The sequence below is a fragment of the Pectobacterium aroidearum genome (assembly GCF_041228105.1).
In the GTDB taxonomy this organism is placed as follows: Bacteria; Pseudomonadota; Gammaproteobacteria; order Enterobacterales; family Enterobacteriaceae; genus Pectobacterium; species Pectobacterium aroidearum.
The window spans coordinates 2,361,714-2,384,920 of record NZ_CP166097.1 but is presented as its reverse complement, the minus strand read 5'-3'; the positions used below and the strand labels follow the sequence as shown (position 1 = coordinate 2,384,920).

Sequence of the window (23,207 nt, the reverse complement as noted above, 5' to 3'; positions counted from 1 at the left end):
GCTAAACGAAACCGGCATTTATAGCCATTATCCTAATTAATGTGACGTTGCTCTCGTCTAAACTAGTTTGTAATCGCATTTTTCGGCTTTTACACCGAGTTTAACGTTGAGGAACAACATGAAGAAGGTCAATAAGGAGCGATTTATCGGCCTGGAATGGTTACGATTTTTGCTCGGCTGCTATGTGATGATTTATCACACGGTCCACGTTTATCCCCAGCGTGAGCGCATTCCTTTCTTAAGCGAGCTCACCAGCATGGGATTCTTCGCGACCAGCACGTTCTTTGTTCTGTCGGGTTTTTTACTCGCGCATGTCTACATTAAAGACGGGCGTCTGCGTGAGCCGGTTCGTCAGTTCTGGGCCAAACGCTTCTTTAATCTTTACCCTATCCACATCATTGCCCTGCTGTCTTCCATTGCCGTCGTCACGCTCATGCAGTGGCTGGCCGTGCCGCCGGAAGGGCAAGTCGCCAGTGCGCGTTTTGTTATTTATGACACTAACGACCCCGCTGCCGACCCCGAAACGCTGCGCCATTACATGACGAATGCGCAATTGGCGTTCAACGGGTTATTGCAGGTACTGATGTTGCAGGCATGGAATCCTTACTTCCTGACCTTCAATGCCCCGTTATGGTCGCTTTCTACCCTGTTCTTTTTCTATCTGACCTTCCCGCTGCTGGCCCCGCGTCTGCTGAACAGCCGTCATCCGTGGTTGTGGATGGGGATCGTCTGCCTGTTATACCTGCTGCCGCCGATTTGGGTTATCTGGCAACAGCAGTTCGGCATGCCGTACACCGGGTTATTGCAGCGCGGGCCGATCTTCCGTCTGCCGGAATTTCTGGCCGGGATTTTGGGGTATGCGCTATTCCGTCATTATCGTCAGAAAGATCGCTTGCCGCTGACCAAAGGCCAGCGCTCTGCACTCGCCCTCTTTATCAGTGTAAATTTTCTTGTCGCCACCTGGCTGTTCACAAAAGGCGAAGCCTATTGGTACTTCCTGTTGCATAACGGCTTGCTTCTGCCTGCACAGGTCGGTTTGGTCTGCCTCAGCGCGTTGGCTCGTGAGCCTGACAGCGCGTGGCTGCGACATTGGTCCCCGCGTCTGGGTGCAGCATCGCTCTCGATCTTTGCGCTGCACGTTCCGCTTTTCAATCTGTTCCGTACGCTGGAACAGCTGGTGCGCGGTAATCCGATGGCCTGCTTTAGCGATTGGGATCAATGCATTGCCGCCGCCGGTCAGGTGCAGCTTTCCATGACGGGCTATATTATTTTCCTGCTCACGACCGTGACGCTCTGTGTGCTCTTCCAGGAACGGATCGTGCTGCGCGTGAGGACGTTCCTGACCTCGCGTTTCCTGAACACCAACAGTACTTCACGAACGCAACGCGCCGCGTAGCATCAGTTCTCGCACACGCCTCTCTGGCCTGAAATCGCTCGGGCCAGAGAAACCTGCCCACATGACACATGCCTTTCTATCAGCCCCAAAATGTGACAGACATCGCGTTATAGCTGTTAATCATCAATAGCAACTTTTATAACTATTTACATTCTAATCAATTACCGTTTTCGAGTAGAGCATCACTTCGATTCCTGTTAATGTTTGCCGTTCCGGGCTAAACCGGTTCGTTTTCAACGGCTGTACGTCTCTGACGGACATCTCAATACATGTCACCACTGTTTACTTGGCAATAATGACACTATCCAAACACGCAATCTCTTCCCTCAGTCTGGTTATCGCCCTCTCTGCTGGCATTACACAGAGCCGCGCTGACACCATTTGGCTGAACAACGGCGACAAGCTCACAGGGAAAATCACGCTGCTCGACGGCGGTAAACTCTTTATCAACACCGACTATGCTGGCTCTATTTCTGTAGCCTGGGACAAGGTGAAAACCTTTGAATCCGACCATGGTCTGGTGATTCAAGGCGAACGCTACGAGAAAGGCGTCCTGTATCCGACGATCAAAGCGAGCGAAAACCGTGCCATCGTCGCGAACCCGTCACTTGCTAACGAAGCCGCAGGCCCGCAAACATTGCCACTTTCCGAGATCACGTCCATCGTCGCGCAGAAGCCGCTGGTGACCGATTTCGCCTGGAAAGGCAACATTGATGCCGGCATGTCGCACAAGAAAAGTTCGACTGAAACGGATAACTACGATGTGACGCTGAACACCAAAGCGCGTCACGATACATGGCGACACAACCTTGATGCCAGTTACCATTTGGCAAAAGAGGATAAAGTCGAGAGTACCAAAAATGCGGCTGGCGAATATGCGCTGGACAAATTCGTGGATGAGAACTGGTTCTGGCAGGGCCGTTATCAATACAAACGTGACTGGATCGAAAGTATTAAAATCAACCGTTCCTTCGGTCTCGGTCCCGGTTATCAGTTCTGGGATAACGATTTAGGCGCGTTCTCTCTGACCTCACTGGTCAACTCCCAAACGTTTGTATACCGCGATCAGGGCGATGATGATTTCTACTCTGGTGCAATCAAATGGGCGTATAACCGCTATATGTTTAGCAAATCGGTTGAAGCCTTCACCAACGGTGAATTGGGGCGTTCATTTGATGGCACTGCGCCAATCTATCTGAAAGCGGATGCAGGTCTGCGTTTCAAACTGACCGACTGGTCTTCGATGACCATGAAAGTGTCACGTACCCGTATTGAAAGTAATCAGGGGAATGTTGACGACACGCTGTACACCATGGGTGTTGGCGTCGGCTGGTAATTCGGTCACTTCATACGTCTCAAGGTGAACGGCGATGTTGTCGTTCACCTCAATTCTCACGCTCATCGCGCCGTTATTGTCCGTTCCCTGCTGCCGCAGAACACGACTGTTGCAGAATACGCACCCGCTGCGCCAGTTCGCTCACGCTTGCATCTTCCGTTCCGTGATTTTTCAGTTCCTGCTCCAACGCAAACAGATATTGTGCATTGGTGCCGAGCGGCCCGCTCGCACGGGCAATCAGCGGGGCAACGCTCTGAATACAGGTATCATTTTCATTCAAAGGGTGTTCCGGTTCGGACACAAACACCAGCGCCGTCAGCGGTGCGCCGTTTTTCCGATGCAGCTCACACCAGAGTGGACGATAGCAGCCCGTCAGCATTTCACGCTTCCACAGCAGCTCCAGATCTTCACGCAGAGACGCTTCCGGTAACCGGAAAGCCAGACCTGTCGTTTGTCCACCGGGCTGCAACGCCAGCATCCGTCCCGGCTGGGTTACCGTGCCGCGACCGATGGTGAGACGCAGGCAAAAAGCACGCTGCCACCCTGTCAGCGTGGCAAGGCAGGTTTCTTCAGCGTCAAAAACCGGGTTCCACATCAGCGAACCGTAGCCAAATACCCAGACCGGACAGCTATTGGGCCGGAGCGCCAGCATCCTGTCCAACGAATCAGCCCGCTGTTGCGGCGTGAGCAGTAAGGTTTCCTCAATACAACCAAAAGACGTTCTACAATCTGCTTTCTGCAAAAAATCGCGTGTTAACACTACTTACTACCCCCAACCTTACTCTTTTTCTGCTCGTCAGATCGGCTCTCGCCCTGCGTTTAAAAACCTAACTGCTCCATCTGCTCAATTTTACAACACCATCAATATTGAGGTTATTCATTTATGGCTTTGCAATCAAGTTTGATAGTGGTCACAAAAACTAAAAAAGTTCGTGATAATGTTTCATCCACGCGATATTCCGATTTTGTATCAACTTAATCGGCAATGCGCCGCCAGACTTGACGTTTTCCTGAGACAAACCTCATTTTTGTGACGTCAGCAACCTGCCGAAAATCGTACGTTTGCCGCTTACACGCCAGCGCTCGCAGAATATCGACGGCGACAAGATAATAACGGCCAAACATCAAATGATAACAATTATCATCTCGTGTTATTATCTTCTTTATTTTGGCATCGACTACCCACGGAGACACTGCATGGCAACGCCGCGTCAGCCTGTTTTAGTTCAGGTTAAACAGATCCACGATATTTCCCCTCATTTGCGCTGCATTACTTTCCAGCATGACGTGTTGCGCGATTACCCAGCCGAGCGCTATGGCGCGCATATCAAACTTTTTCTGCCACAGGCGGGACAGCAAAAACCGATTCTGCCAGCCATTGGCGAACGCGGCCCGATCTGGCCGGAGGGCGAAGCCCGCCCTATCGTTCGCACTTATAGCGTCCGCGCACTGCGACCGGAAGAGGCGGAGCTGGATATGGTTTTCGCGCTGCATGATCACGCTGGTCCTGCCGTCGTCTTTGCCCGTCAGGCCAAGCCCGGTGACTGGGTCGGTATTTCACAACCCGGCGGCCCGCTCCCTATGCTGCCGCCAGCCGCCGCTTATTACCTGGCCGCTGACCCGTCGTCGCTCCCCGCACTGATGGCGCTGTTAGAGAACCTGCCTGACGATGCTCAGGGACATGCCGTCATTCGTGTCGACAGCGAGGCAGATAAGCTCGATATCGTTAAACCATCACAGCTTCAACTGCACTGGATCGTCGGCGGAACAGACGCGACCGATACGCTGTTGCAACGTTTTCAGGCGCTTCCAACAGCTGAAAATGTATTTTACTGGTTAGCGGGTGAGGATCGTATCGTGGTTCAGCTTCGTCGCCATGTGCGTCGTGAACGTGGGTGTGAACGAAATCAGATGTATGCAGTGCCTTATTGGCGAGAGGGGTTAAATGAAGAGGATTATCATCATAAACGCCACGATATCATGGACAATCCTGACGAATAACCACAAAAAATACATTTGATATTATTATGATAGGGAGAAGATACACAGATTCTCCCTTTTCATTTGAATTTTATCTCAAAGCGTAAAAATCCGTAAAACTCCCCGCATTACGCCGACAATCTGTTATCATATTGTTCGTTTCATTACGTTATAACTACTTTTTAGTAACCTTTTGCTGTTTATTACCGTTTTATGCCCTGAATAATTCGAGTGTCCGGTATGCTAGCTTGAAGTATGACGGGGATATTTTGCCGTATCATTCCTCTGGATAAGGAGAACTCCCGCAATGAAGTCTCATGCTGAGGTGGTCAAAACTCGCCATCATGAATACTCACTCATTTTTCCTGTTATTGCGCTGGCCGTGCTCTACATGTGGGGCAGTTCACAAGATTTCATCGCTATTCTCGGCATCAACGCCCTTGCGTTAGCCGGAATACTTTTCAGCGCGTTCAGCGTGGTACGTCACGCCGACGTGCTCGCGCACCGTCTGGGTGAACCCTACGGATCGCTGATCCTCAGCCTGTCCGTTGTCATTCTGGAAGTCAGCCTGATTTCAGCGCTGATGGCAACCGGTGACGCTGGCCCAGACCTGATGCGTGACACCCTCTATTCGATTATCGTGATTGTCACCGGTGGCCTGGTGGGCTTCGCCCTCTTACTCGGCGGCCGCAAATTCGCTACACAATACGTCAATCTCAGCGGCATCAAGCAGTACCTGATGGCGATCTTCCCGTTGGCCGTGATTGTGCTGGTTTTCCCCAGCGCGTTGCCAGATGGTAATTTCAGCGTAGCGCAGTCGCTGATTATTGCCGCTATTTCTGCGGCGATGTACGGCGTGTTCCTGTTGATTCAAACGCGTACGCACCAAAGCCTGTTTGTGTATGAGCATGAAGACGAAGGCGATGGCGATGACCCTCATCACGGTAAACCATCCGCACACAGTTCGCTATGGCACACTGGCTGGCTTCTGATTCACCTGATTGCCGTTATCGCGGTAACCAAAATGAACTCCATGCCGCTGGAAGCGCTGCTGACCGAAATGAACGCGCCGACGCAGTTTACGGGCTTCCTGGTTGCGTTGTTAATCCTCTCGCCTGAAGGGCTGGGAGCGATCCGCGCCGTCCTGAAAAATCAGGTGCAGCGTGCCATGAACCTGTTTTTCGGCTCCGTGCTGGCAACCATTTCACTGACGGTCCCTACCGTTACGATCATCGCCATGATTACCGGCCGTACGCTGAACTTCGGTCTGGATATGCCGCACATTGTCGTGATGCTGTCGGTGCTGGTGCTATGCCACATTACGTTCTCCACCGGTAGAACCAACGTATTAAGCGGCAGCGCACACCTGGCGCTCTTTGCCGCCTATCTGATCACCATCACACTGTAACCCCTCTGCCGACGCGGTTTTCGCCGCGTCGGCCCCGCAAGACTTCACTTCTCTTGATGTATATCTGGATCTTCTGAGCATGTCCGGCGTATCGTAAGGCTGTCGTCGACGGACCGACAGGCCCGCCATGTTGATCTATTTCCTTACTTTGGTTTCTGCTTAGATGAAAACGCACGGAATTAACGGTGTCAGGCCATTCAGCGCGCTGATTGACGCGTGCTGGCGCGAAAAATATACGCTGCAACGTTTTACCCACGACATTATCGCCGGCGTTACCGTCGGTATCATCGCTATCCCTCTGGCGATGGCACTAGCCATTGCCAGCGGCGTGCCTCCGCAGTACGGGCTCTATACCTCGGCTATTGCCGGGATCGTCATCGCCGTCAGCGGCGGTTCACGCTACAGCGTGTCGGGCCCGACGGCCGCCTTCGTCGTTATTTTGTATCCGGTGTCGCAGCAGTTCGGGCTATCCGGTCTGCTGGTTGCCACCTTGCTTTCCGGTGTGTTTCTGCTGCTGATGGGGGTCTGCCGCTTCGGCCGTCTGATTGAATACATTCCTCTCTCCGTGACGCTAGGGTTTACCTCCGGGATCGCGATCACCATCGGTACCATGCAAATCAAGGATTTCTTCGGTTTGCAGATGGCCGTCGTCCCCGAGCATTACGTTGAAAAAGTGGCGGCACTAGCGCAATCGCTGCCTACTCTGCATCTCGCGGATACGCTGATTGGGGCAACGACACTGCTGGTTCTTATCCTCTGGCCCAGACTCGGTATTCGCTTACCCGGCCATTTGCCCGCCCTGCTGGCAGGCGTCGCGGTGATGGGGATCATGTCGCTGCTCGGTGAGAATGTGGCCACCATCGGCTCCCGATTCAGCTATATGCTGGCGGATGGTTCGCAAGGGCAAGGGATTCCGCCTATCCTGCCGCAGCTCATTCTGCCGTGGGATATTCCGTCGCCGGATGGCAAGACAATGACGCTGGATTGGCAAAGTATTTCCGCGCTGCTGCCTGCCGCATTTTCTATGGCGATGCTGGGCGCGATTGAGTCGCTGCTGTGCGCGGTCGTGCTGGACGGGATGACGGGGAAAAAACACAATTCTAACGCGGAGCTGATGGGCCAGGGATTCGGTAACATCATCGCGCCTTTTTTTGGCGGTATTACCGCGACCGCCGCGATTGCCCGCTCCGCCGCTAACGTGCGTGCAGGCGCGAACTCGCCGATCTCCGCCGTGGTTCACGCACTGTTGGTGTTATTGGCGCTGCTGATCCTTGCGCCGTGGCTGTCTTATCTGCCGCTGGCGGCAATGGCGTCACTGCTGCTGATTGTCGCCTGGAACATGAGCGAAGCACACAAGGTAGTGGATTTACTGCGCCACGGGCCAAAAGATGACATCATCGTGATGCTGCTGTGTATGTCGTTGACCGTGCTGTTCGACATGGTGATCGCCATTACTGTCGGCATCGTGCTGGCATCCCTGCTCTTCATGCGGCGCATCGCGCAGATGACCCGTCTGAGTGAACTACCGGACACCAAAATACCGGACCATCTGGTGCTGCGCGTTAACGGCCCGCTGTTTTTCGCCGCAGCAGAGCGCATCTTCAACGATCTGACCGTGCGCAGTGAAGGCTATCAAAATATCATCTTGCAGTGGGATGCCGTGCCGGTGCTGGATGCCGGCGGGCTCAATGCGTTCCTGCGCTTTAGCGAAACGCTGCCTGAAGGCAAGCAGCTCATCATCACCGACATTCCCTTCCAGCCGTTAAAAACGCTGGCGCGGGCGAAGGTTCATCCGATTGAAGGGCGGCTTAGCTTCTACGGCTCATTAGCGCAGGCGATTGAGGCGACGACGGCGCGCCCCAACGTAGCAAAAACAGAGTAGAAATACCGTGCAGGCTCCGCCGTACTAGTGCTGTACGGCGGGCATATTGAAGCGGACGGACAGACGTTCGTCCCGTAGCGTTAAATCCAGCGCGGCGTCACATTCGCCGCTAATGGTGCTCAGTTGCTCGTTCGTCAATGAATAAGGCAGTTGGATATCAAACGCGTTCAAGCCTTGCTGACGTGCCAGCGTAATCAGCCTGATAATGTTGGTTTCGTCACTCACCTGCGTAGAAAGTACCTGTAGCGCAAGCATCTTCAGCCGCTCTTTCGGCGCACTTTGCCGAGACGGCGCCATCTTGGTCACCATACCAAAAATCGGCATCACGCCGTACATCGCATCCATAAAGCGCCAACGTTTTTTGCACAGTGCCGCCAAATAATCCGTATAGTCCAGACAGAGTTGCTCACTGGAACTTGTAGACTCAGGGGATTTTTCCATATTCCCACCTCTCCTCTTCGCCAGTGTTGTGTGGCGTACTACCCTGACGGGTATAAAACCATAGCCTGTATAGTAGTTAATTCGGGTATATTGTCACGGTTCGCCCCCTTTTGACTAGCGTGTTGAGGAGACCTAATTGTGACAACTTTTTCTTCTGCTCCCGTGTTAATTACCGGCGGCGCGCGGCGTATTGGGCTGGCACTGGCGCGTTCGTTTCTGACGCAGTCGATTCCGGTTATCATCAGCTATCGTACGCCTTATCCCGAGCTGGAGGCGTTACAGCAAGACGGGGCGGTTTGTCTGGCCGCCGATTTTTCCACCACGGAAAATATCTATGCGTTTGCGGAGCAAATCCAGTCACTCACGCCGCGGCTGCGCGCCATTATTCACAATGCCAGCCGCTGGGAACCAGAAAGTGCCACAATACCGCCAGAACAAACGCTGGCCGATATGCTGCAAATTCATGTCTATACACCCTACTTGCTCAACCAGTTACTGGAACCTTGTCTGCGTGGGCAAGGCACCGCGGGTGCGGATATTATTCATCTGACGGATTACGTGGTAGAAAAAGGCAGCGATAAACACATCGCCTATGCCGCCAGTAAAGCGGCGCTGGATAATATGACGCGATCGTTTGCCCGCAAGCTGGCACCGGAGGTGAAGGTCAACGCGATTGCCCCCGGTTTAATTCTGTTTAATGAACAGGATGATGAAGCCTATCGTCAGCAGGCGCTGGACAAATCCTTGATGAAAATCGCCCCCGGCGAAGAGGAGATCGTCCAATTGGTGGCCTACCTGCTCAACAGCCGCTACGTTACCGGGAAAACGCTGGGCGTTGATGGTGGCCGGGCTTTACGTTAACGCACTGAGTCTCACTGTGAGGATAAAAACATCACCACCAGCGACGTTCGCCAGCAGTTGACTGCACATTTGACGCGCCTATGGCGCTATGGACTGGTGCTGTCGCGTAGCCATGAAGTTGCCGAAGAGCTTGTCCAGTCTACCTGCGTTCGGGCGCTCGAAAAGAGTACGCAATTTATACCCGGCACGCGTATCGACAGATGGCTGTTCTCCATTCTCCATTCAATATGGATTTCCGAACTGCGCGCCCGCCGCGTGCGTCAGGGACAGGGGTTTATCGAAAGCGAAGCATTGCTGGCCCCGGATACCCATGAGCAGGATGACAATCGCCTGCATTACCAGAAAATCATGCAGCGCGTCAGCGCGCTTCCCGAAGCACAGCGCAACACCGTCTTTTTAGTTTATGTCGAAGGGTTTTCCTATCAGGAGGCGGCAGACACGCTATCGGTGCCGATCGGCACCATCATGAGCCGACTGGCTGCCGCACGGGGTACGCTGGCTAAATCCATTGATACGTTGCCCTCTGCAAAGGAGAAACTGCCTTGAACACCATGCGTTTTACGCCTCCCTACAGCGACGAGGCCATCGTTGCCTGGCTGGATGGTGAGATGAATGAAGCCGATGCGCAACGATTCAAGGCATTACTTGAGGGAGATGCACAGCTTGCCGAGCGCGTCGCCGAACTGATGAAAAGTCAGCTTGATTTTGAAGCCGCCTTCGCCCCCTTGCTCAATAAAGCGCCTGAAGCAGCCATGCAGGCCAGACTTGAGACGTTAATGACGAACGCGCCGACATCAGCGCCCCCGTCACCTCATGCTGGTGTCAGCCGCCGTTCGCTTATTGCGGCGTCACTCAGTTTTTTGCTGATTGGGTCAGGGTTAGGTTACCTCGCGCGTTCGCCCCGGATGATTCTCAGCGACAGCGAGAAAATTCGCGATCTTGAAGCGCAGTACATGTCACTGTACCGCGCGGAAACCCTACTCGATGCGGATAATACCGCACAGACCTTGCAACGAGGGCTCTCGCGCACGGCTCAGGACATGGGATTGCATCTCAATGAGCAACAGCTGACGCTTCACGACGCAGAGTTGAAAATGGTGCGTCTGCTGCGCTATGACAATATACCGATTGCGCAGATTACCTGGATGCATGCCGAATATGGACCGATGGCGCTGTGCATTTCCCCCGAGCGTCAGGCAACGTCCACGGCGCTTAACAATGAGCAACGTCATGATATGCAGGTTGTCTGGTGGTACGCTCACCACTATCAGTTCGTCTTAATTGGCCGTAGCCCTGTTGCCTCGATGACAGAAAATGCGCGCAGGTTACAAACGTCGCTGACATAGCCCGTGAACAGCCTTCCACACACGGACGACTCCACGTGTGGAAGGCCACTATTTATACGGAGTGTCGGGTTAGACCGAGTTGCGGGTTAGACCGAGTTTCGGGCTTTCGCCCGGATTTCAATATTAATCGCGACGCGATCGTCCACCACCCCGGTAAACCGATCCATGTTAAACGAGGAGCGCGAAATCGCGGTGGTAGCATGAAGAGACAGCGAACCGTCATGCGATGACGTTCCGCCCTGTTCTTCAAGTGTGGCTTCCAGAATGACCGGACGTTGGACGTTTTTTACCGACAGTGAACCAAAAACCCGAAAGTGCCCCTGCCCCAACGCCACAACCCTACTGCTGGTGAACGTAATATCGGGATAGTGTTCAGCATCAAAAAACAGGCTGCTTTTTAACTGATAGGTCAACAGGCTGTTGGAGGCCTGTAGCGTCGTGATCGGGATTTTCACATCAATACGGTCATTCATTTCCTTTTCAGCATCCAGTGTAATGTTGCCCGTCACGCCGTCAAGAGAGGCTTGTGACGGGTGCCCAAATGCTTGCCACGAAAGCCCAATGACGGTGCTATCAGTAGCAACGGTGTAGTTAAGCGGCATAGCATGTAACAGCGGGCTGATGAGCAGCCCACTGACCAATACGGGAAGGATGCGTGTCATAACAGGATTCTCCTCAGAATAAACAACGCGTAAACGCTCAGGAGGGAGAATTTATTCGGTCAATCCTTATTATTTTTCTCGGTACGGAAAAAAACACCGGGCATTCATGGTGGACGGGCTTTGCGCTAAAGTCCCGCCCAATAAGATCGCTGGCGCTATGTCACGCTTTGTTCTTCGCTCGCCCCTTGCGCTGGTACGCTTTATTGCCGGCGACATACGTCAGGTAGGCCGCACGCGTCATCCCACCAACATGTTGAGCAAACCCATCGTAGGTGGTGTCGGGCGGCAAATCGAACTCAGCCAACACCTGCGCCCATGCTTCACGGTGTTCTGGATTGAGTAGCGTTTTATCGTAGTGAGGGAAACCGCTATCGGCAAAGCATTCGGCCGACACGCTGCTATAGGCGCCATTGTTCATGTAGCTGCGTCCGGCCCTGAAAACCGTATCCTGACTGGCTTTATTGATCGAACAAGGCCCCCATGACAGGCGATAGTCGCTTTTCTGTGCGCTGATACTGGATCCATAGCCCACCGGGAACAGAATGTCTTCTTCCGCCAATATCTTCGATCCCACAAATTCATAGTTACCGCGCAGAAAGGCGTCATCCATAACGATCCAGCATTTTTCAGACAAGGGCGACGCCACAATCTCCGATAAGGAGGGATTACGCACGGTGGTGCGAAACAGATAAGGCCGGACAAACAGCGGCATCGTCATCACATCATGCCAAATGCTGTGTTCAGCAAACAGCGCGTCCTTTTGCATCTGACGCAGGTTACCAATAACCAGAACATAGCCATCGGTATGTAAGTCTATTTCAACCCGAAAAATGTCGCCTGGAACCGTTTTATGCTGCTGGTTTTTCATACTCATCAGCCGTTCCAGCTTATCCGCGTAATCAGTCGGTACACGCTCGGGGTAAGATTGTAGCCAGTCGACAAGCTCTTCTTTGCTGACCAAATGCCGACATTCCGGCAGCGGTAGCCGAATAGAGTTTCGGTAATTGCTGGCGTTGATGTAGCCATAGTTTCCCGAGTTCAGCGTTCTGACGCCCGCAGAAAACACAACGCCATCCGCCTTCACACTGGAAACACTGGTGTACGTCAGCTTTTTCTCTTTACCACGCGTCGTTCTCGGCAAAATCACCTCACGTCCACGCGTATGAATAATGACATCGTCTTCCTGATAATTTAGCGCAGTGGCGGTAATGCGCTTGCGGATCGTGTCGCCATCAAAGCAGATAAAATAGTCATCGCGTACGGTTAAAATATCCCATTCAGGCGATAACGGTTCCAGCCCAAAATAAGGGCGTAAGGCTTCCTGCATCCAGCTGTTTATCTGGTCAATCGGTTTCATCTTCAGCGCGGTTCCCAGTGGAATAATCGGTAATGGTGGCGTGGCCGTTCTTGATAAACGACGAAAATCCGGTGCGATATCGCCCCAAAAAGCACGCACCGCAGCTTATCTAATTTGGACAAGCAAACAAACACTTAACACCCATTTACGCTTCATATCTCGTTTATCATCTATCATCAGGCTATGCTATCAGCAGTGAGATGGGGATGACGTAGATACCATGCATAAGATTGTTTTTATAGAAGATGATACTGAAGTAGGAAAATTGATCGCGGCCTACCTCGGCAAGCATGACATTGATGTTCAGGTTGAAGCTCGAGGCGATCAGGCATTGGCCTTTATTGAACAACAGCAGCCCGACCTTGTGTTGTTGGACATCATGCTGCCCGGTAAAGACGGTATGACCATCTGTCGGGAATTGCGGCCACAGTATACCGGCCCGATTGTGCTGCTGACGTCGCTGGACAGCGATATGAACCATATTCTGGCGCTGGAAATGGGCGCCGATGATTACATCCTGAAAACCACACCGCCTGCCGTGTTGCTCGCCCGCTTGCGCCTGCATTTACGCCAGTACGCCACCGCGCCACAGGTTGTGGCGGAAAACGCCGCGCCTGCTGCATTACAAGTGCATAAATCACTGCACTTCGGTCTGCTCTGCATCGATCCGGTCAATCGCGAAGTGACATTAGGACAAGAGCACATCGTGTTATCCACCGCGGACTTCGATCTCCTCTGGCAACTGGCGACCCACGCCGGTCACATCATGGATCGGGATGCGCTGCTGAAAAACCTGCGCGGCGTTACCTATGACGGCATGGACCGCAGCATTGACGTAGCGATTTCCCGCTTGCGTAAAAAACTGTACGACAACCCGCTGGAGCCGTTCCGCATCAAAACAGTGCGTAACAAGGGTTATCTGTTCGCCCCCAATACCTGGGAGAGCGTCACGCTATGAGAAAGCTGTTCGTCCAGTTTTTTCTATTGCTGTTCGCCTGTTTTGTCGTCATGACGTTACTGGTCGGGCTGGTCTATAAAGTCACGGCCGAACGTGCCGGGCGTCAGTCCATGGATGACCTGATGAAAAGCTCGCTGTACCTCATTCGTAATGAGTTGCGCGCGATCCCGCCTCGCGACTGGCATAAAACCATCAACCAGCTTGATTTAAACCTGTCGTTCAAACTGCACATCGAACCGGTGAGCAAGTATGCGCTGAGTCCCAAGAATCGCCAGCGTCTGAATCAGGGGGAAATTATTGCACTGGATGACGAATATACGTTTATCCAACGCATCCCCCGCAGCCACTACGTGCTCGCTGTCGGCCCTATTCCGTATCTGTTCTTCCTGCACGAAATGCGGCTGCTGGATTTACTGCTGGTGATGCTGATTGGGCTGTCGCTGGCGCTGCCGGTTTTCCTCTGGATGCGGCCACACTGGCAGGCGATGCTAAAACTGGAGAATGCGGCACAACGCCTGGGCGATGGCCATCTGGAAGAGCGTATTCACTTCGATAGCACCTCAAGCCTGTTCCGGCTTGGCATTGCCTTCAACCGCATGGCCGATAACCTGAACCAGCTCATCAACAGTAAAAAACAGCTGATTGATAATATTGCACACGAGTTGCGTACGCCGCTGGTCAGGCTGCGCTATCGGCTGGCCATGAGCGACAATCTGACAGAAGACGAGCAGCAGGCGCTAAACCGGGATATTGGCCAGCTTGAAGCACTGATTGACGAGCTGCTGACCTATGCCCGACTCGACCGTCCGCAGGTGACGTTGCACCTTGCCAATATCGATATTCCTTCGTGGTTACAGGCAAAAGTTGACGATTTTCGTCTAATCCACCCTGACAAACATATTTCGTTGGATATGCCCCCTTCAGCGCAGATTGGCGCACTCGATTTGCGCCTGATGGAACGGGTTCTGAATAACTTGATCGGTAACGGGTTGCGCTTCTGCCATAGCCGATTACACATCAGCCTGACGTCCGACGCCGAACATATCGCCTGTCTGCAAGTCGAAGATGACGGCCCCGGTATTGCGCCCGAAAGCCGGGAAAGCGTGTTTGAACCGTTTATCCGTCTGGAAGCGGGTATCGAGAACAGCAGTGGCGGGTGTGGGCTCGGGCTGGCCATTGTTCATGCTATCGCCCGCGCCTACGAAGGCAGCATTACCGTGGATGAAAGCCCGCTCGGCGGCGCTCGTTTCCGCTTTTGCTGGCCGGTAAAAACCACGACAGCGCAGCCAGCCATCGCCATCCAGCACTAACGCAGAGACGGCGGTAACCCCGCCGTTTCTCTCCTGTTTCCCTCAGTTCCCTGGCTTGTACATTAGGTTACACGCCGAAACCAATCACTCACTGAAGCCGCTCTCTGTTTCTCCTATTCTCTCTTCACCGGCCCAACCGAGGGCTACGAAACGTGAATGAGATAACGAGGAAATGATGATGAATAAAGTATTAGTTATGATCGCAGGTGCGGCACTGGGTCTGTCCTCTGTAGCGTTTGCCGCGGATACCGTAACCACCGCACCAGCTCAGCCAACGGCGACCACGTCTGCTCCGGCTAAAGCCGTTCACCATAAAAAACAGGTGAAAAAAGCGAAACCTGCCGCTGAACAAAAAGCGCAGGCTGCCAAGAAACATGTGAAGAAAGCGAAGCCAGCGCCTGCTCAGAAAGCGCAAGCTGCCAAGAAACACGTGAAGAAAGCTAAACCAGCTCCTGCTCAAAAAGCGCAAGCTGCCAAGAAACACGTGAAAAAAGCTAAACCAGCTCCTGCTCAGAAAGCGCAAGCTGCCAAAAAACACGTGAAGAAAGCTAAACCAGCTCCTGCTCAGAAAGCACAGGCTGCCAAGAAACACGTGAAAAAAGCGAAAACTGCAAAACCGGCTACCACCACGCCAGCCGCGTAATCAATAAGTACCCGCTCCTTCCCCACGGGAAGGAGCCACTTTCGGTCAGTCCCGATTTGAATCAAATCGCTAAAGGATGACCAAAATAGAGCAACTATCAAACACCCGGTTTACCGGGTGTTTATTTCATCGGGGGACGGGAAAATGATGCGTCGTTATTCATTTGAAATTATGTTGTCCCTCGTTCTGCTTTGTGGCCTTATCACCCTGAGTTTTTTTCTCTAACCGTCAGTATTCCTCTCTCCTCCGACTATCCCTGTATTTTCAATGTCGAAGCCATACGTAAATAAAACCTCACGCCGCTTTGATAACAAGTCTCATTAACAGTATTATTTCTTGGTGTAATTTAATAATTTTCGTTCCCATCTGACAGGTCAAACCAGATAAAACCACCACCCAAACCAAATAATATCAATGCCTTATAAATATACACCTGAGCTGCAATGACAAATAAGCCAATAACAATTGAATTATCGAAATCTTAAACTACAATTTCGAAATCAATAATAATTAACATTGGATCTCAAATAAATTTATTATTAAAAGTAAAGCACACTAACTACAAGGTTTAATTTCCGAAAACATCATGACATCAAAAAACAATGCCGCACTGCGGTCTTGTTTGTCATTTCATGGTGCTAATGAAGCATTACCCATATAGTCATTTAAACTAATGAGGTCTCTATTGATTAAAAGACAATAATATATTTAGTCGAATATGGATTGACTTTCAAAACCACACAATTAATTACATACCTTTAAGGAATTTACATTCATCATAAGACGAAATGGACGCGTTATAACTCCATCATGCACAGGTTTTAAATGAAAGAATTAAATACATCTATTTTTCGCATCACAAAAATACTTTCTCCACACAGCAATATCGCAACCCCAACCAAAGTTATTAAAGGGAAACGGCTCTATTTCTTTTATCCATCAGGGGAGCAAGTTATTTACTTCCTGGATGAAGGAACATTCTTAATGAAGCAATCCATCGATGATAAGGTTATTTCTGTTATCTTATCACCCGCTATCGTTGGCTGGTCCATGGTGACACTTGATGGTGGCGAACTTTATCTGGAAAGGGTCGATTATGGGAAAATTCGTAGTATTCCTTTCAATACCGCCATGCGCATCATTACGGCTTATGAACGTTTCGATGATGTCTTAACGATTGTTAATACCGGCTTTCATGCACTGATCGATCACTGTATTGGGAATCATGGCGATTCACTTTCTATCGTGCATAAAATGCTACGTTCGCTGAATCAACTTCCCCCGGATGTCAAACTCCGCTTTTCTGCTCTGTCCTATATTTCTCAACGGACATCACTATCAAAAAGCACGATAAAACGGGGACTGAAACAATTACAACAACAAGGTTTACTCACGTTAGAACACGGTAAATTACGCCACCTCACTGAATGTAATTAAATAATCACTTATCACGACGGGTCACCTGACCCGTCACGTCTCTTCAATACCGTCTTCCAACGTTTACTGATAGGTTAGGGTAAATGTTGCATCCGCATTTGCAGAACCGACCGTGACTGGCGTACCAATCGCAACATACTGCCCGTAAAACACCAGCGGCACGCGTGCAGCGTTTGCCGACAGCGCATAAACGGGTGTCGGTTGGCCAAGTGGCAACCGACGGCGTTCGCTATCCAGTATCGCCACGGCAACATTCGTCGCACTGCTACTGGCATTAAGCGCGAGCAGCGTACTATCCCCCACTGGCGCGCTGCCATGAAACGTGATCTCGACGCCAGATGCCGCGACGCCGCAGTTCTCCAGCACAATCTCGAAACGCGTAGGATTAGGGCTTTGCGATCCTACCGCAAACTGCTTACTTGGCCAGGTACCGAGTTCAACCGTTTGTTCCTGCGTCCCTGTGCTGACGCTACAGCTGTTCGCCAGCAGCGTCGCCGTGAGCCGCATATTAGTCAGCCCGAGATCGGCACGGACTGGCTGCACAGCACACGTCATAAAGAGCAGAGAAACCCAGCCGAAACGCGCGGCCCATGTTACTCGCGTACGCACCGCGCCAGCCATCACACCCTGAGATCGGTTCATCGATTCCCCCTTTTAGTAAAAATCGACGCGCAGATAGGCATTTGCTGTCGCGACGCCTTCCTGGGGCTTAGTCCCCGTCACGCTGACCGGATACGCAGTAATCGCCACATTGGCACTTGCTGCCTCATCCAGCGTAAAAGGAATCACGCTCGCAATATCATTGGGCGTCAAGGGATTACTTCCACTGTCTGTAACAATAAAGCCGACGTCAGGATTGTCAGAAACCACCATGTTGCCAGACGATTTATCAGCCTGAAGACGCATCGACATACTTGCCTGTGCATCGATACCGTTGCAGGCGATACCAATCGTCCGCGTCACCGGTGGAACCCCCTCCGGTTTTTCACCCGCCGTTTTAAACGCCCCTGATGAAATTCCGCCAAAATCAATGCTGATGATCTGACCCGCATTCAAAACGCAACTTTGAGGAACCGTGACCGAACCGCTCATGTAGCCAACCACCAGTGGCGACCCCACGCTTTGCCCACTACCTCCCTGATTGCCATAGAGGTAAAAAATGGGTGTCATCGGGATATTGGAAACCCCGACAAACTTGCGTTTGATACGGAAATTTACCTGAACCCGACTGCCCGTTGTCGCATTCCCACCGCACAGTCCATCACAGTTGTTGCTCACATCGGTAAACGGCACATTATGAAAAATGCCCGCCGAGGTGCGGTTATAAACAAAAATACGCGATGCCACCTGGAGATAATCATTGCCGGTAATATCAAACCAGTTCACGCCGCTTTCCGTTGATGCCAAAACCAACGATGGGCCGGACCGGGCGGAATAGTAGACCGTATCTCGGTTATTACATGGACCACTTATCGCATAGGAACCTGCATCGGTTTTTTCATTCCACCCCGTAACATATCCGACATTGTTCTGGCTGGAAGCCAGCGCGTAAGTGTAGTCATACGTTAAAGGTGAACCACTTGAGGTCGTGCATTGTATCGCACTGGCCTGACTGGCAATCCCCAACAAACCCGCCACGCTGACGCCGCGCCACCACATAGCGCTTCGCGTTGCGCCACTTTTATTTTTCGTTAATAATTTCATTGACATACCGCCTTCGTATAGGATACCGGTTGGTTTTCACTGCCGTCTGGAAGAGCGTAGCGAAGCGTACATTGCTGCTGTGAACCACTACCCCATGCAACCTTCAGCTCGCCTTCAGGGGTTAGCCCAGACAGGAAGACCTGCCCATCGTCACCAACAATACCGGTGCTATCGCTGTCTACACGGGAGACAAGCGCACCAAAAGGAACCGGTCGGCCATTACGCTGCTGTAGCGAAATTAGCGCACGCCCGCCTTGATAGGCGGTAAAGCTGGCACGAACCATCGCCCCTCGCGTCGGTACAAGGTTGGCGACAGTATTGTTGACCTCTGTGTTTTGATTTAACGAGTTGACGTCGAGGGCAATGCGGTTATTGCGATAAACGCTGGCGTAAGGAATAACGGCATAGCCACGCCAGTCAGTCTGGATACCGGTGGTATTCTCCACTTTGACACGGCTGGTACCGGGAACCTTAATCAATACGTTGGTATCGCCCAGCGGCTGACTAAACGTGACCCCATCGGCATGCGCCACCACTCCGCCGCTCACCCCATAGTTAAGCTGACGGGTGTTGCGCGTATAGTTGTAGTTGGCGTTGCTGTTGCCATAGGTGCCCTGATAGCCAAGCCCCGCGTTCCCACTATTCCCAATGCCGCGATTACCATACCCTTGGGAGACGTTGTAGTTGAGATTGCCATCCGACAGCATCGTGCCACTGAGCCCTACCTGCTGTAACGTGCGCCCCTGATTGTCCGACGTCATGTTGTAGGAAGCGTAAGCCGTATTCTGTGAACGCCGCAGGTTAATCCCTTCACGATGTCCACTGAGCCACTGACTCAGTGGAACAGAGAGGTTAAAAGCAAACAGCTGGTTCCGTTCTTCCAGTCCTTGATTCTTGTTATAGCTGTAACTCAGGTTATAACTCACACCGCGGTACACATTGCTGTAGCCGACCTGCAACAGATCGTTTGTACCCTTGGTATGCCAATAATCCTGTCGGCTTCCCGTTAAAAATAAGGACCCCATTCCCTTCCCTAACTGCTGGGTGATATTCATCTGCATCCTGCTTTTTTTCGCGTTATTCAGGTTGTAGTAGTCGCGTACCACAGGTTGAACATCGGTAAAGTCGACCGTATAACCACTCATGTTTTTATAGCTGGCTTCATCCAGCGTAAAAAAACCTTTGGTTGAATAGCGATAACCCAGGATCTGAAAATTCGTCCCCAGATCATTCAGCGATTTGGCATACAGGAAACGCAGTGATTGCCCTTTATGATCGCTACCATCCGATAACGTGCTATAAGCCTGCGTGAGATCGGCTGAAAATGCGCCCCAGTCGCCGAGGTTTTTCCCTGAACCTAGCGTCAGTGCCTGATAATCTTCAGCCAGTTGTGTGCCGCCATACAACGTCACCCCAGCCGAACGCCCCCAGATCAGCGTCCCCTGACCAAACAAGGGCTGATCCTGTTGTGGATTATTGCTACGGTATTTACCGACCATCGCGGAATATTTCATCCGGTTCTCACGCTGGAGCAGCGGCACGGCGGAATACGGCACGAAAAAGCTGTTCGTCGAGTTATCGCTCTCAGTAATGGTTACCTGTAAATCGCCGCTGGATGACGTTGGGTAAAGGTCGGTAATTTCGAACGCACCAGGCGCAACATAAGCCTGATAAATCACATAGCCATTTTGTCGGATGGTGACGCGGGCGTTGCTTTTGGCAATCCCCCTGATCGTTGGTGCAAACCCTCTCAGGCTGTCCGGCAGCATCGCGTCATCGGACGCAATCTGTACGCCGCGAAATCCCAAACTATCGAAAACCTCGCCTACTGTATTGCTGTCGCCGAGAGTCAATTCGCTGCGCCAGGGAATGATGGCACGCTGTAAATAAGTACTGACATGCTGGAATTCGTTATAGCGCTGGTTTGCATAGCGGGAATAACGCCAGGTAGAGTAATCGCGCAACCGCCAGCCGTTCCAGTTCACTCCGCTATCAAGATTAAGAAAATAGCTGTCACTGCGAGCATCGCCGTGCGTATTACTGCCCGTGAACTGGTAATTAAATAACGCTGACGTGATGCCCTCATCCCACTCCTCCGGCGGAATATATCCTCGCCCGGCATTTTTTAGCGCAATTTGCGGCAAGCTGATGTTCAATCTCTGGAGTTCAAAGTCAAAGCGCACGCTGGCATCGGGAATCGCCTGAGGCACGTTGATGCATGCGGAAGCCGGTTCATCACGTAAAGAAGGAAACGACTGTAGATTGACATTAAGTTGTTCCAGCAACGCTATCGGCAGGCAAGGCTCAAGACCTGTATCATCACTGGACGGTTTATCGGATGGCGTGCGTAGTTGAAACGCAACATCACGAGAAAACGCATATTCTGCGTTAACATAAATCTCTACCCGATAGATACCCGGTGGTTGCCCTTCACCTTTATCAAAGCGAGAGAGATCGGCAATAGCCGAAGGATCGTCCGATAAAAATGTCGGATTAAAGAAAGTCTCAGCATCACCAGCGAGTGGGAATGCCATGTACAGCATCACGGCCGGGTACCAACGCAGGCATGGACGGACTGCGCGATAAGGGGCGGCGGAACGCTGCTGTTTCGTCGGTTCTGAACGCATACAAAAGTTCCTCATCTATGATGATGAAAAGCGCAGGCAATCGCTGCAACGCAGCTTGACGCCGGCCTGTACCTCACCGTTTCATAGCCCTTTACCTGTGACGCGCGGCGTCATGGCTCCGTAATCGTTAATGGTCTGGAAACTCACCGCACCGGGTGCTCCCCCAGACAGCGTCAGTGATGTCGAACCTTTTGGCGGCACCATCGTGTTGGGAAGTTTCTGGCTGCCAGACTGGAGGTTGACCAGCGTAATAAAATAAGGAGAGGGGTTGGTGATCGTGAGCGCCGAGCCTGACTGCTGGAAGCGTAACGTCGCGGGTGCGCTATCGGCCCCCGTGGGAAGATTAGCGGGTCTGACAAAAAGTTTAATGCGAGATAACACCGCCAATTGCAGCGCGTTCTTATCCTCCAGCGATCGTTTCTCAACCGCCGGAATCGCTTTGACATTGACCCAATAAACGGATTCGCGATCGGTAGGCAAAGGTGTACCGACATACATCAGTCGCAATGTGTTCTCACCTTTGGGTTTCACCACAAAAAGCGGAGGAGTCGCCAGAAAATCTTTGGTTTTATTCCCGTCTTTATCTTCTACCCAGGATTGAATCAAAAAGCGGTTATTTTCATCACTGTTAATAATCGAAAGTGAAGCCTGATTGGCCTCTGCGGAGTAGATCACCCGCGTAGCGCCCAGCGCAATCCCCCCCGCCTGTGCCTGATGAACCGTCAATAAAGCAAAAAGCACCAGACCGAAGGTGAAAGATTGAAATAAGAGAGATGAGTTCTGCACACGCAACCTCACGATAAAGTGTTGTTGAATTGGATCTAAAGACACAGCGAAAGCCAGTCCCTGGCTTTATTTCCTCCCTAAGGCATCTTTATTGATAATCGATGGTAAACGTGGCATCGGCATCTGCCGCGCCCGGCGTCGTGGTCGCCTGCGTCGCTTTATAGCGTGCATTAAACGCCAGGACGTTGCTGCCATCGTTCAGAGTTTGCGGGGCTGAATACACAGCGCCATTTGGCGTCAGAACCGCACCGGTACGATCGGAGATTTCAATACCCACACCGCCTGCCGCACCAGATGCCCCGCCACCAATGTTACTGACGGCCAAAACGGTGTTGTCATTCGAATCAGCCGTACCGGTAAAGGCGACAGCTGCCGTAGTAGAAACAGTGGAATCACAATCTTCGAGGTTGATGGTGAACGGCACTTTGCCAGAGTAGGTTCCCACGCCGGTAAAACGCGCGGTACGGTATTGGCCCAGATTCACAATCTGATCGGCCGTATTGGTACTGACTGCACAAGCCGCGTTAACGATCTCACCTTTAAAATGAACCGTTCCACCTGCAACGGTGGCCGCAAAAACGGTCACACTGGATGACAATAATGAGGCGCCAATCAAGGTATTGAGTAGAGATTTATGCATAACTTATATTTCCTGATAACAGATAAAAGTTAACGATCGCCTTAAAAACAATCGTGGCTCTGTCGCTAAAGCGACATCTCGATCTTTTTCCTCAGTGCATCAGTCAGGGTCTCTTCTGACGTCCTTAGACACAGAAAAACGTCAGGCCAAGATGGCCTGCACACGTTCCGTCGTGATGCGTTAATAAATATTTTTCATGATGGTTAATTTGTAAAAGTTGGTTGCAGCCTGATAAAAAAAGTAAAAAACCAGCATTAAAAACCAACAAAATAAAAAATATTGAAATTTAAAATCACAAAATAAAAACAATCAGGAATATACGTTTATTTTTTTATTCAGCAGTGAATCCTCGCATAAAAAACACGAGCGCATGAAATGGGCCAAATGAGCCCGTATGTTTATTTTTTATGATGTTTCATGGTTGATTTCACAA

Annotated in this window: 21 protein-coding genes; 12 read left to right on the top strand and 9 right to left on the bottom strand. The window is 51.6% G+C overall.

The window, feature by feature from the left end; all coding sequences use genetic code 11:
* Nucleotides 1-118: 118 nt before the first annotated feature.
* Nucleotides 119-1,396, top strand: coding sequence for an acyltransferase (locus AB8809_RS11000; protein WP_180778045.1), 1,278 nt, complete (start codon nucleotides 119-121; stop codon nucleotides 1,394-1,396).
* A gap of 295 nt (nucleotides 1,397-1,691) precedes the next feature.
* A complete protein-coding gene (locus AB8809_RS10995) occupies nucleotides 1,692-2,732 on the top strand; it encodes a DUF481 domain-containing protein (protein WP_015840488.1) in 1,041 nt (346 codons plus the stop codon).
* A gap of 73 nt (nucleotides 2,733-2,805) precedes the next feature.
* Here the strand turns inward: AB8809_RS10995 and AB8809_RS10990 are convergent, their stop codons facing one another.
* Nucleotides 2,806-3,492 (bottom strand): gamma-glutamylcyclotransferase, encoded by a 687-nt coding sequence (locus AB8809_RS10990; RefSeq protein WP_181844860.1) that lies wholly within the window; start codon nucleotides 3,490-3,492, stop codon nucleotides 2,806-2,808.
* 437 nt (nucleotides 3,493-3,929) lie between these two features.
* Here AB8809_RS10990 and AB8809_RS10985 point away from each other — a divergent pair, with 437 nt between their 5' ends.
* The 3 genes from AB8809_RS10985 to dauA all read left to right on the top strand — a co-directional run bounded on the left by AB8809_RS10985 (nucleotide 3,930) and on the right by dauA (nucleotide 8,002).
* Nucleotides 3,930-4,733: a siderophore-interacting protein gene (locus AB8809_RS10985; RefSeq protein ID WP_349856003.1), complete on the top strand. Its 804-nt coding sequence runs from the start codon at nucleotides 3,930-3,932 to the stop codon at nucleotides 4,731-4,733.
* Nucleotides 4,734-5,019: 286 nt separating this feature from the next.
* Nucleotides 5,020-6,120 (top strand): sodium-potassium/proton antiporter ChaA, encoded by a 1,101-nt coding sequence (chaA, locus tag AB8809_RS10980; RefSeq protein WP_015840491.1) that lies wholly within the window; start codon nucleotides 5,020-5,022, stop codon nucleotides 6,118-6,120.
* Between the two features lie 163 nt (nucleotides 6,121-6,283).
* The gene (gene dauA, locus AB8809_RS10975) at nucleotides 6,284-8,002 is read left to right on the top strand and encodes a C4-dicarboxylic acid transporter DauA (RefSeq protein WP_349856004.1); all 1,719 of its coding nucleotides are present in this window, start codon (nucleotides 6,284-6,286) and stop codon (nucleotides 8,000-8,002) included.
* 24 nt (nucleotides 8,003-8,026) lie between these two features.
* Here dauA and AB8809_RS10970 read toward each other — a convergent pair whose 3' ends face one another.
* Entirely contained in the window at nucleotides 8,027-8,443 is a 417-nt protein-coding gene (locus tag AB8809_RS10970) for a hypothetical protein (RefSeq protein ID WP_015840493.1), read from the bottom strand.
* Between the two features lie 138 nt (nucleotides 8,444-8,581).
* On the opposite strand from AB8809_RS10970, the gene folM reads away from it, so the two are divergent.
* From folM to AB8809_RS10955, 3 genes are read left to right on the top strand one after another with little or no spacing between them, the layout of a single operon-like run.
* On the top strand, nucleotides 8,582-9,304 hold the full coding sequence (gene folM, locus AB8809_RS10965) for a dihydromonapterin reductase (protein ID WP_349856005.1): 723 nt from the start codon (nucleotides 8,582-8,584) through the stop codon (nucleotides 9,302-9,304).
* 57 nt (nucleotides 9,305-9,361) lie between these two features.
* Entirely contained in the window at nucleotides 9,362-9,850 is a 489-nt protein-coding gene (locus AB8809_RS10960) for a sigma-70 family RNA polymerase sigma factor (RefSeq protein ID WP_219607090.1), read from the top strand.
* Nucleotides 9,847-10,650, top strand: coding sequence for a hypothetical protein (locus AB8809_RS10955; RefSeq protein WP_349856006.1), 804 nt, complete (start codon nucleotides 9,847-9,849; stop codon nucleotides 10,648-10,650). Before AB8809_RS10960 ends, AB8809_RS10955 begins: the two co-directional genes overlap by 4 nt.
* 86 nt (nucleotides 10,651-10,736) lie before the next feature.
* Here the strand turns inward: AB8809_RS10955 and AB8809_RS10950 are convergent, their stop codons facing one another.
* Together AB8809_RS10950 and AB8809_RS10945 are read right to left on the bottom strand one after the other, a co-directional pair.
* Nucleotides 10,737-11,312, bottom strand: coding sequence for a YceI family protein (locus tag AB8809_RS10950; protein ID WP_349856007.1), 576 nt, complete (start codon nucleotides 11,310-11,312; stop codon nucleotides 10,737-10,739).
* Between the two features lie 160 nt (nucleotides 11,313-11,472).
* The gene (locus AB8809_RS10945) at nucleotides 11,473-12,768 is read right to left on the bottom strand and encodes an immunity 26/phosphotriesterase HocA family protein (RefSeq protein WP_349856008.1); all 1,296 of its coding nucleotides are present in this window, start codon (nucleotides 12,766-12,768) and stop codon (nucleotides 11,473-11,475) included.
* A 121-nt stretch (nucleotides 12,769-12,889) separates the two neighbouring features.
* Here AB8809_RS10945 and rstA point away from each other — a divergent pair, with 121 nt between their 5' ends.
* The 4 genes from rstA (at nucleotide 12,890) to AB8809_RS10925 (ending at nucleotide 17,017) form a co-directional block, all read left to right on the top strand.
* Nucleotides 12,890-13,627: a two-component system response regulator RstA gene (gene rstA, locus AB8809_RS10940; protein ID WP_015840499.1), complete on the top strand. Its 738-nt coding sequence runs from the start codon at nucleotides 12,890-12,892 to the stop codon at nucleotides 13,625-13,627.
* Entirely contained in the window at nucleotides 13,624-14,937 is a 1,314-nt protein-coding gene (gene rstB, locus AB8809_RS10935; RefSeq protein WP_342414309.1) for a two-component system sensor histidine kinase RstB, read from the top strand. The genes rstA and rstB overlap by 4 nt, the downstream gene beginning before the upstream one ends.
* A 178-nt stretch (nucleotides 14,938-15,115) precedes the next feature.
* Complete coding sequence (gene asr / locus AB8809_RS10930; protein WP_043881779.1) at nucleotides 15,116-15,580, top strand: acid resistance repetitive basic protein Asr; 465 nt, start codon at nucleotides 15,116-15,118, stop codon at nucleotides 15,578-15,580.
* Nucleotides 15,581-16,405: 825 nt separating this feature from the next.
* Complete coding sequence (locus AB8809_RS10925) at nucleotides 16,406-17,017, top strand: helix-turn-helix domain-containing protein (protein WP_015840502.1); 612 nt, start codon at nucleotides 16,406-16,408, stop codon at nucleotides 17,015-17,017.
* A 63-nt stretch (nucleotides 17,018-17,080) separates the two neighbouring features.
* Here AB8809_RS10925 and AB8809_RS10920 read toward each other — a convergent pair whose 3' ends face one another.
* From AB8809_RS10920 to fimA, 5 genes are all read right to left on the bottom strand, one after another.
* Entirely contained in the window at nucleotides 17,081-17,659 is a 579-nt protein-coding gene (locus AB8809_RS10920; protein ID WP_349856009.1) for a fimbrial protein, read from the bottom strand.
* Between the two features lie 12 nt (nucleotides 17,660-17,671).
* On the bottom strand, nucleotides 17,672-18,721 hold the full coding sequence (locus AB8809_RS10915; RefSeq protein ID WP_349856010.1) for a fimbrial protein: 1,050 nt from the start codon (nucleotides 18,719-18,721) through the stop codon (nucleotides 17,672-17,674).
* Entirely contained in the window at nucleotides 18,718-21,348 is a 2,631-nt protein-coding gene (locus tag AB8809_RS10910) for a fimbrial biogenesis usher protein (RefSeq protein ID WP_015840505.1), read from the bottom strand. Before AB8809_RS10910 ends, AB8809_RS10915 begins: the two co-directional genes overlap by 4 nt.
* 81 nt (nucleotides 21,349-21,429) lie before the next feature.
* A complete protein-coding gene (locus AB8809_RS10905; RefSeq protein WP_015840506.1) occupies nucleotides 21,430-22,134 on the bottom strand; it encodes a fimbria/pilus periplasmic chaperone in 705 nt (234 codons plus the stop codon).
* 88 nt (nucleotides 22,135-22,222) lie between these two features.
* On the bottom strand, nucleotides 22,223-22,774 hold the full coding sequence (gene fimA / locus AB8809_RS10900) for a type 1 fimbrial major subunit FimA (RefSeq protein WP_015840507.1): 552 nt from the start codon (nucleotides 22,772-22,774) through the stop codon (nucleotides 22,223-22,225).
* Between the last annotated feature and the right edge of the window lie 433 nt (nucleotides 22,775-23,207).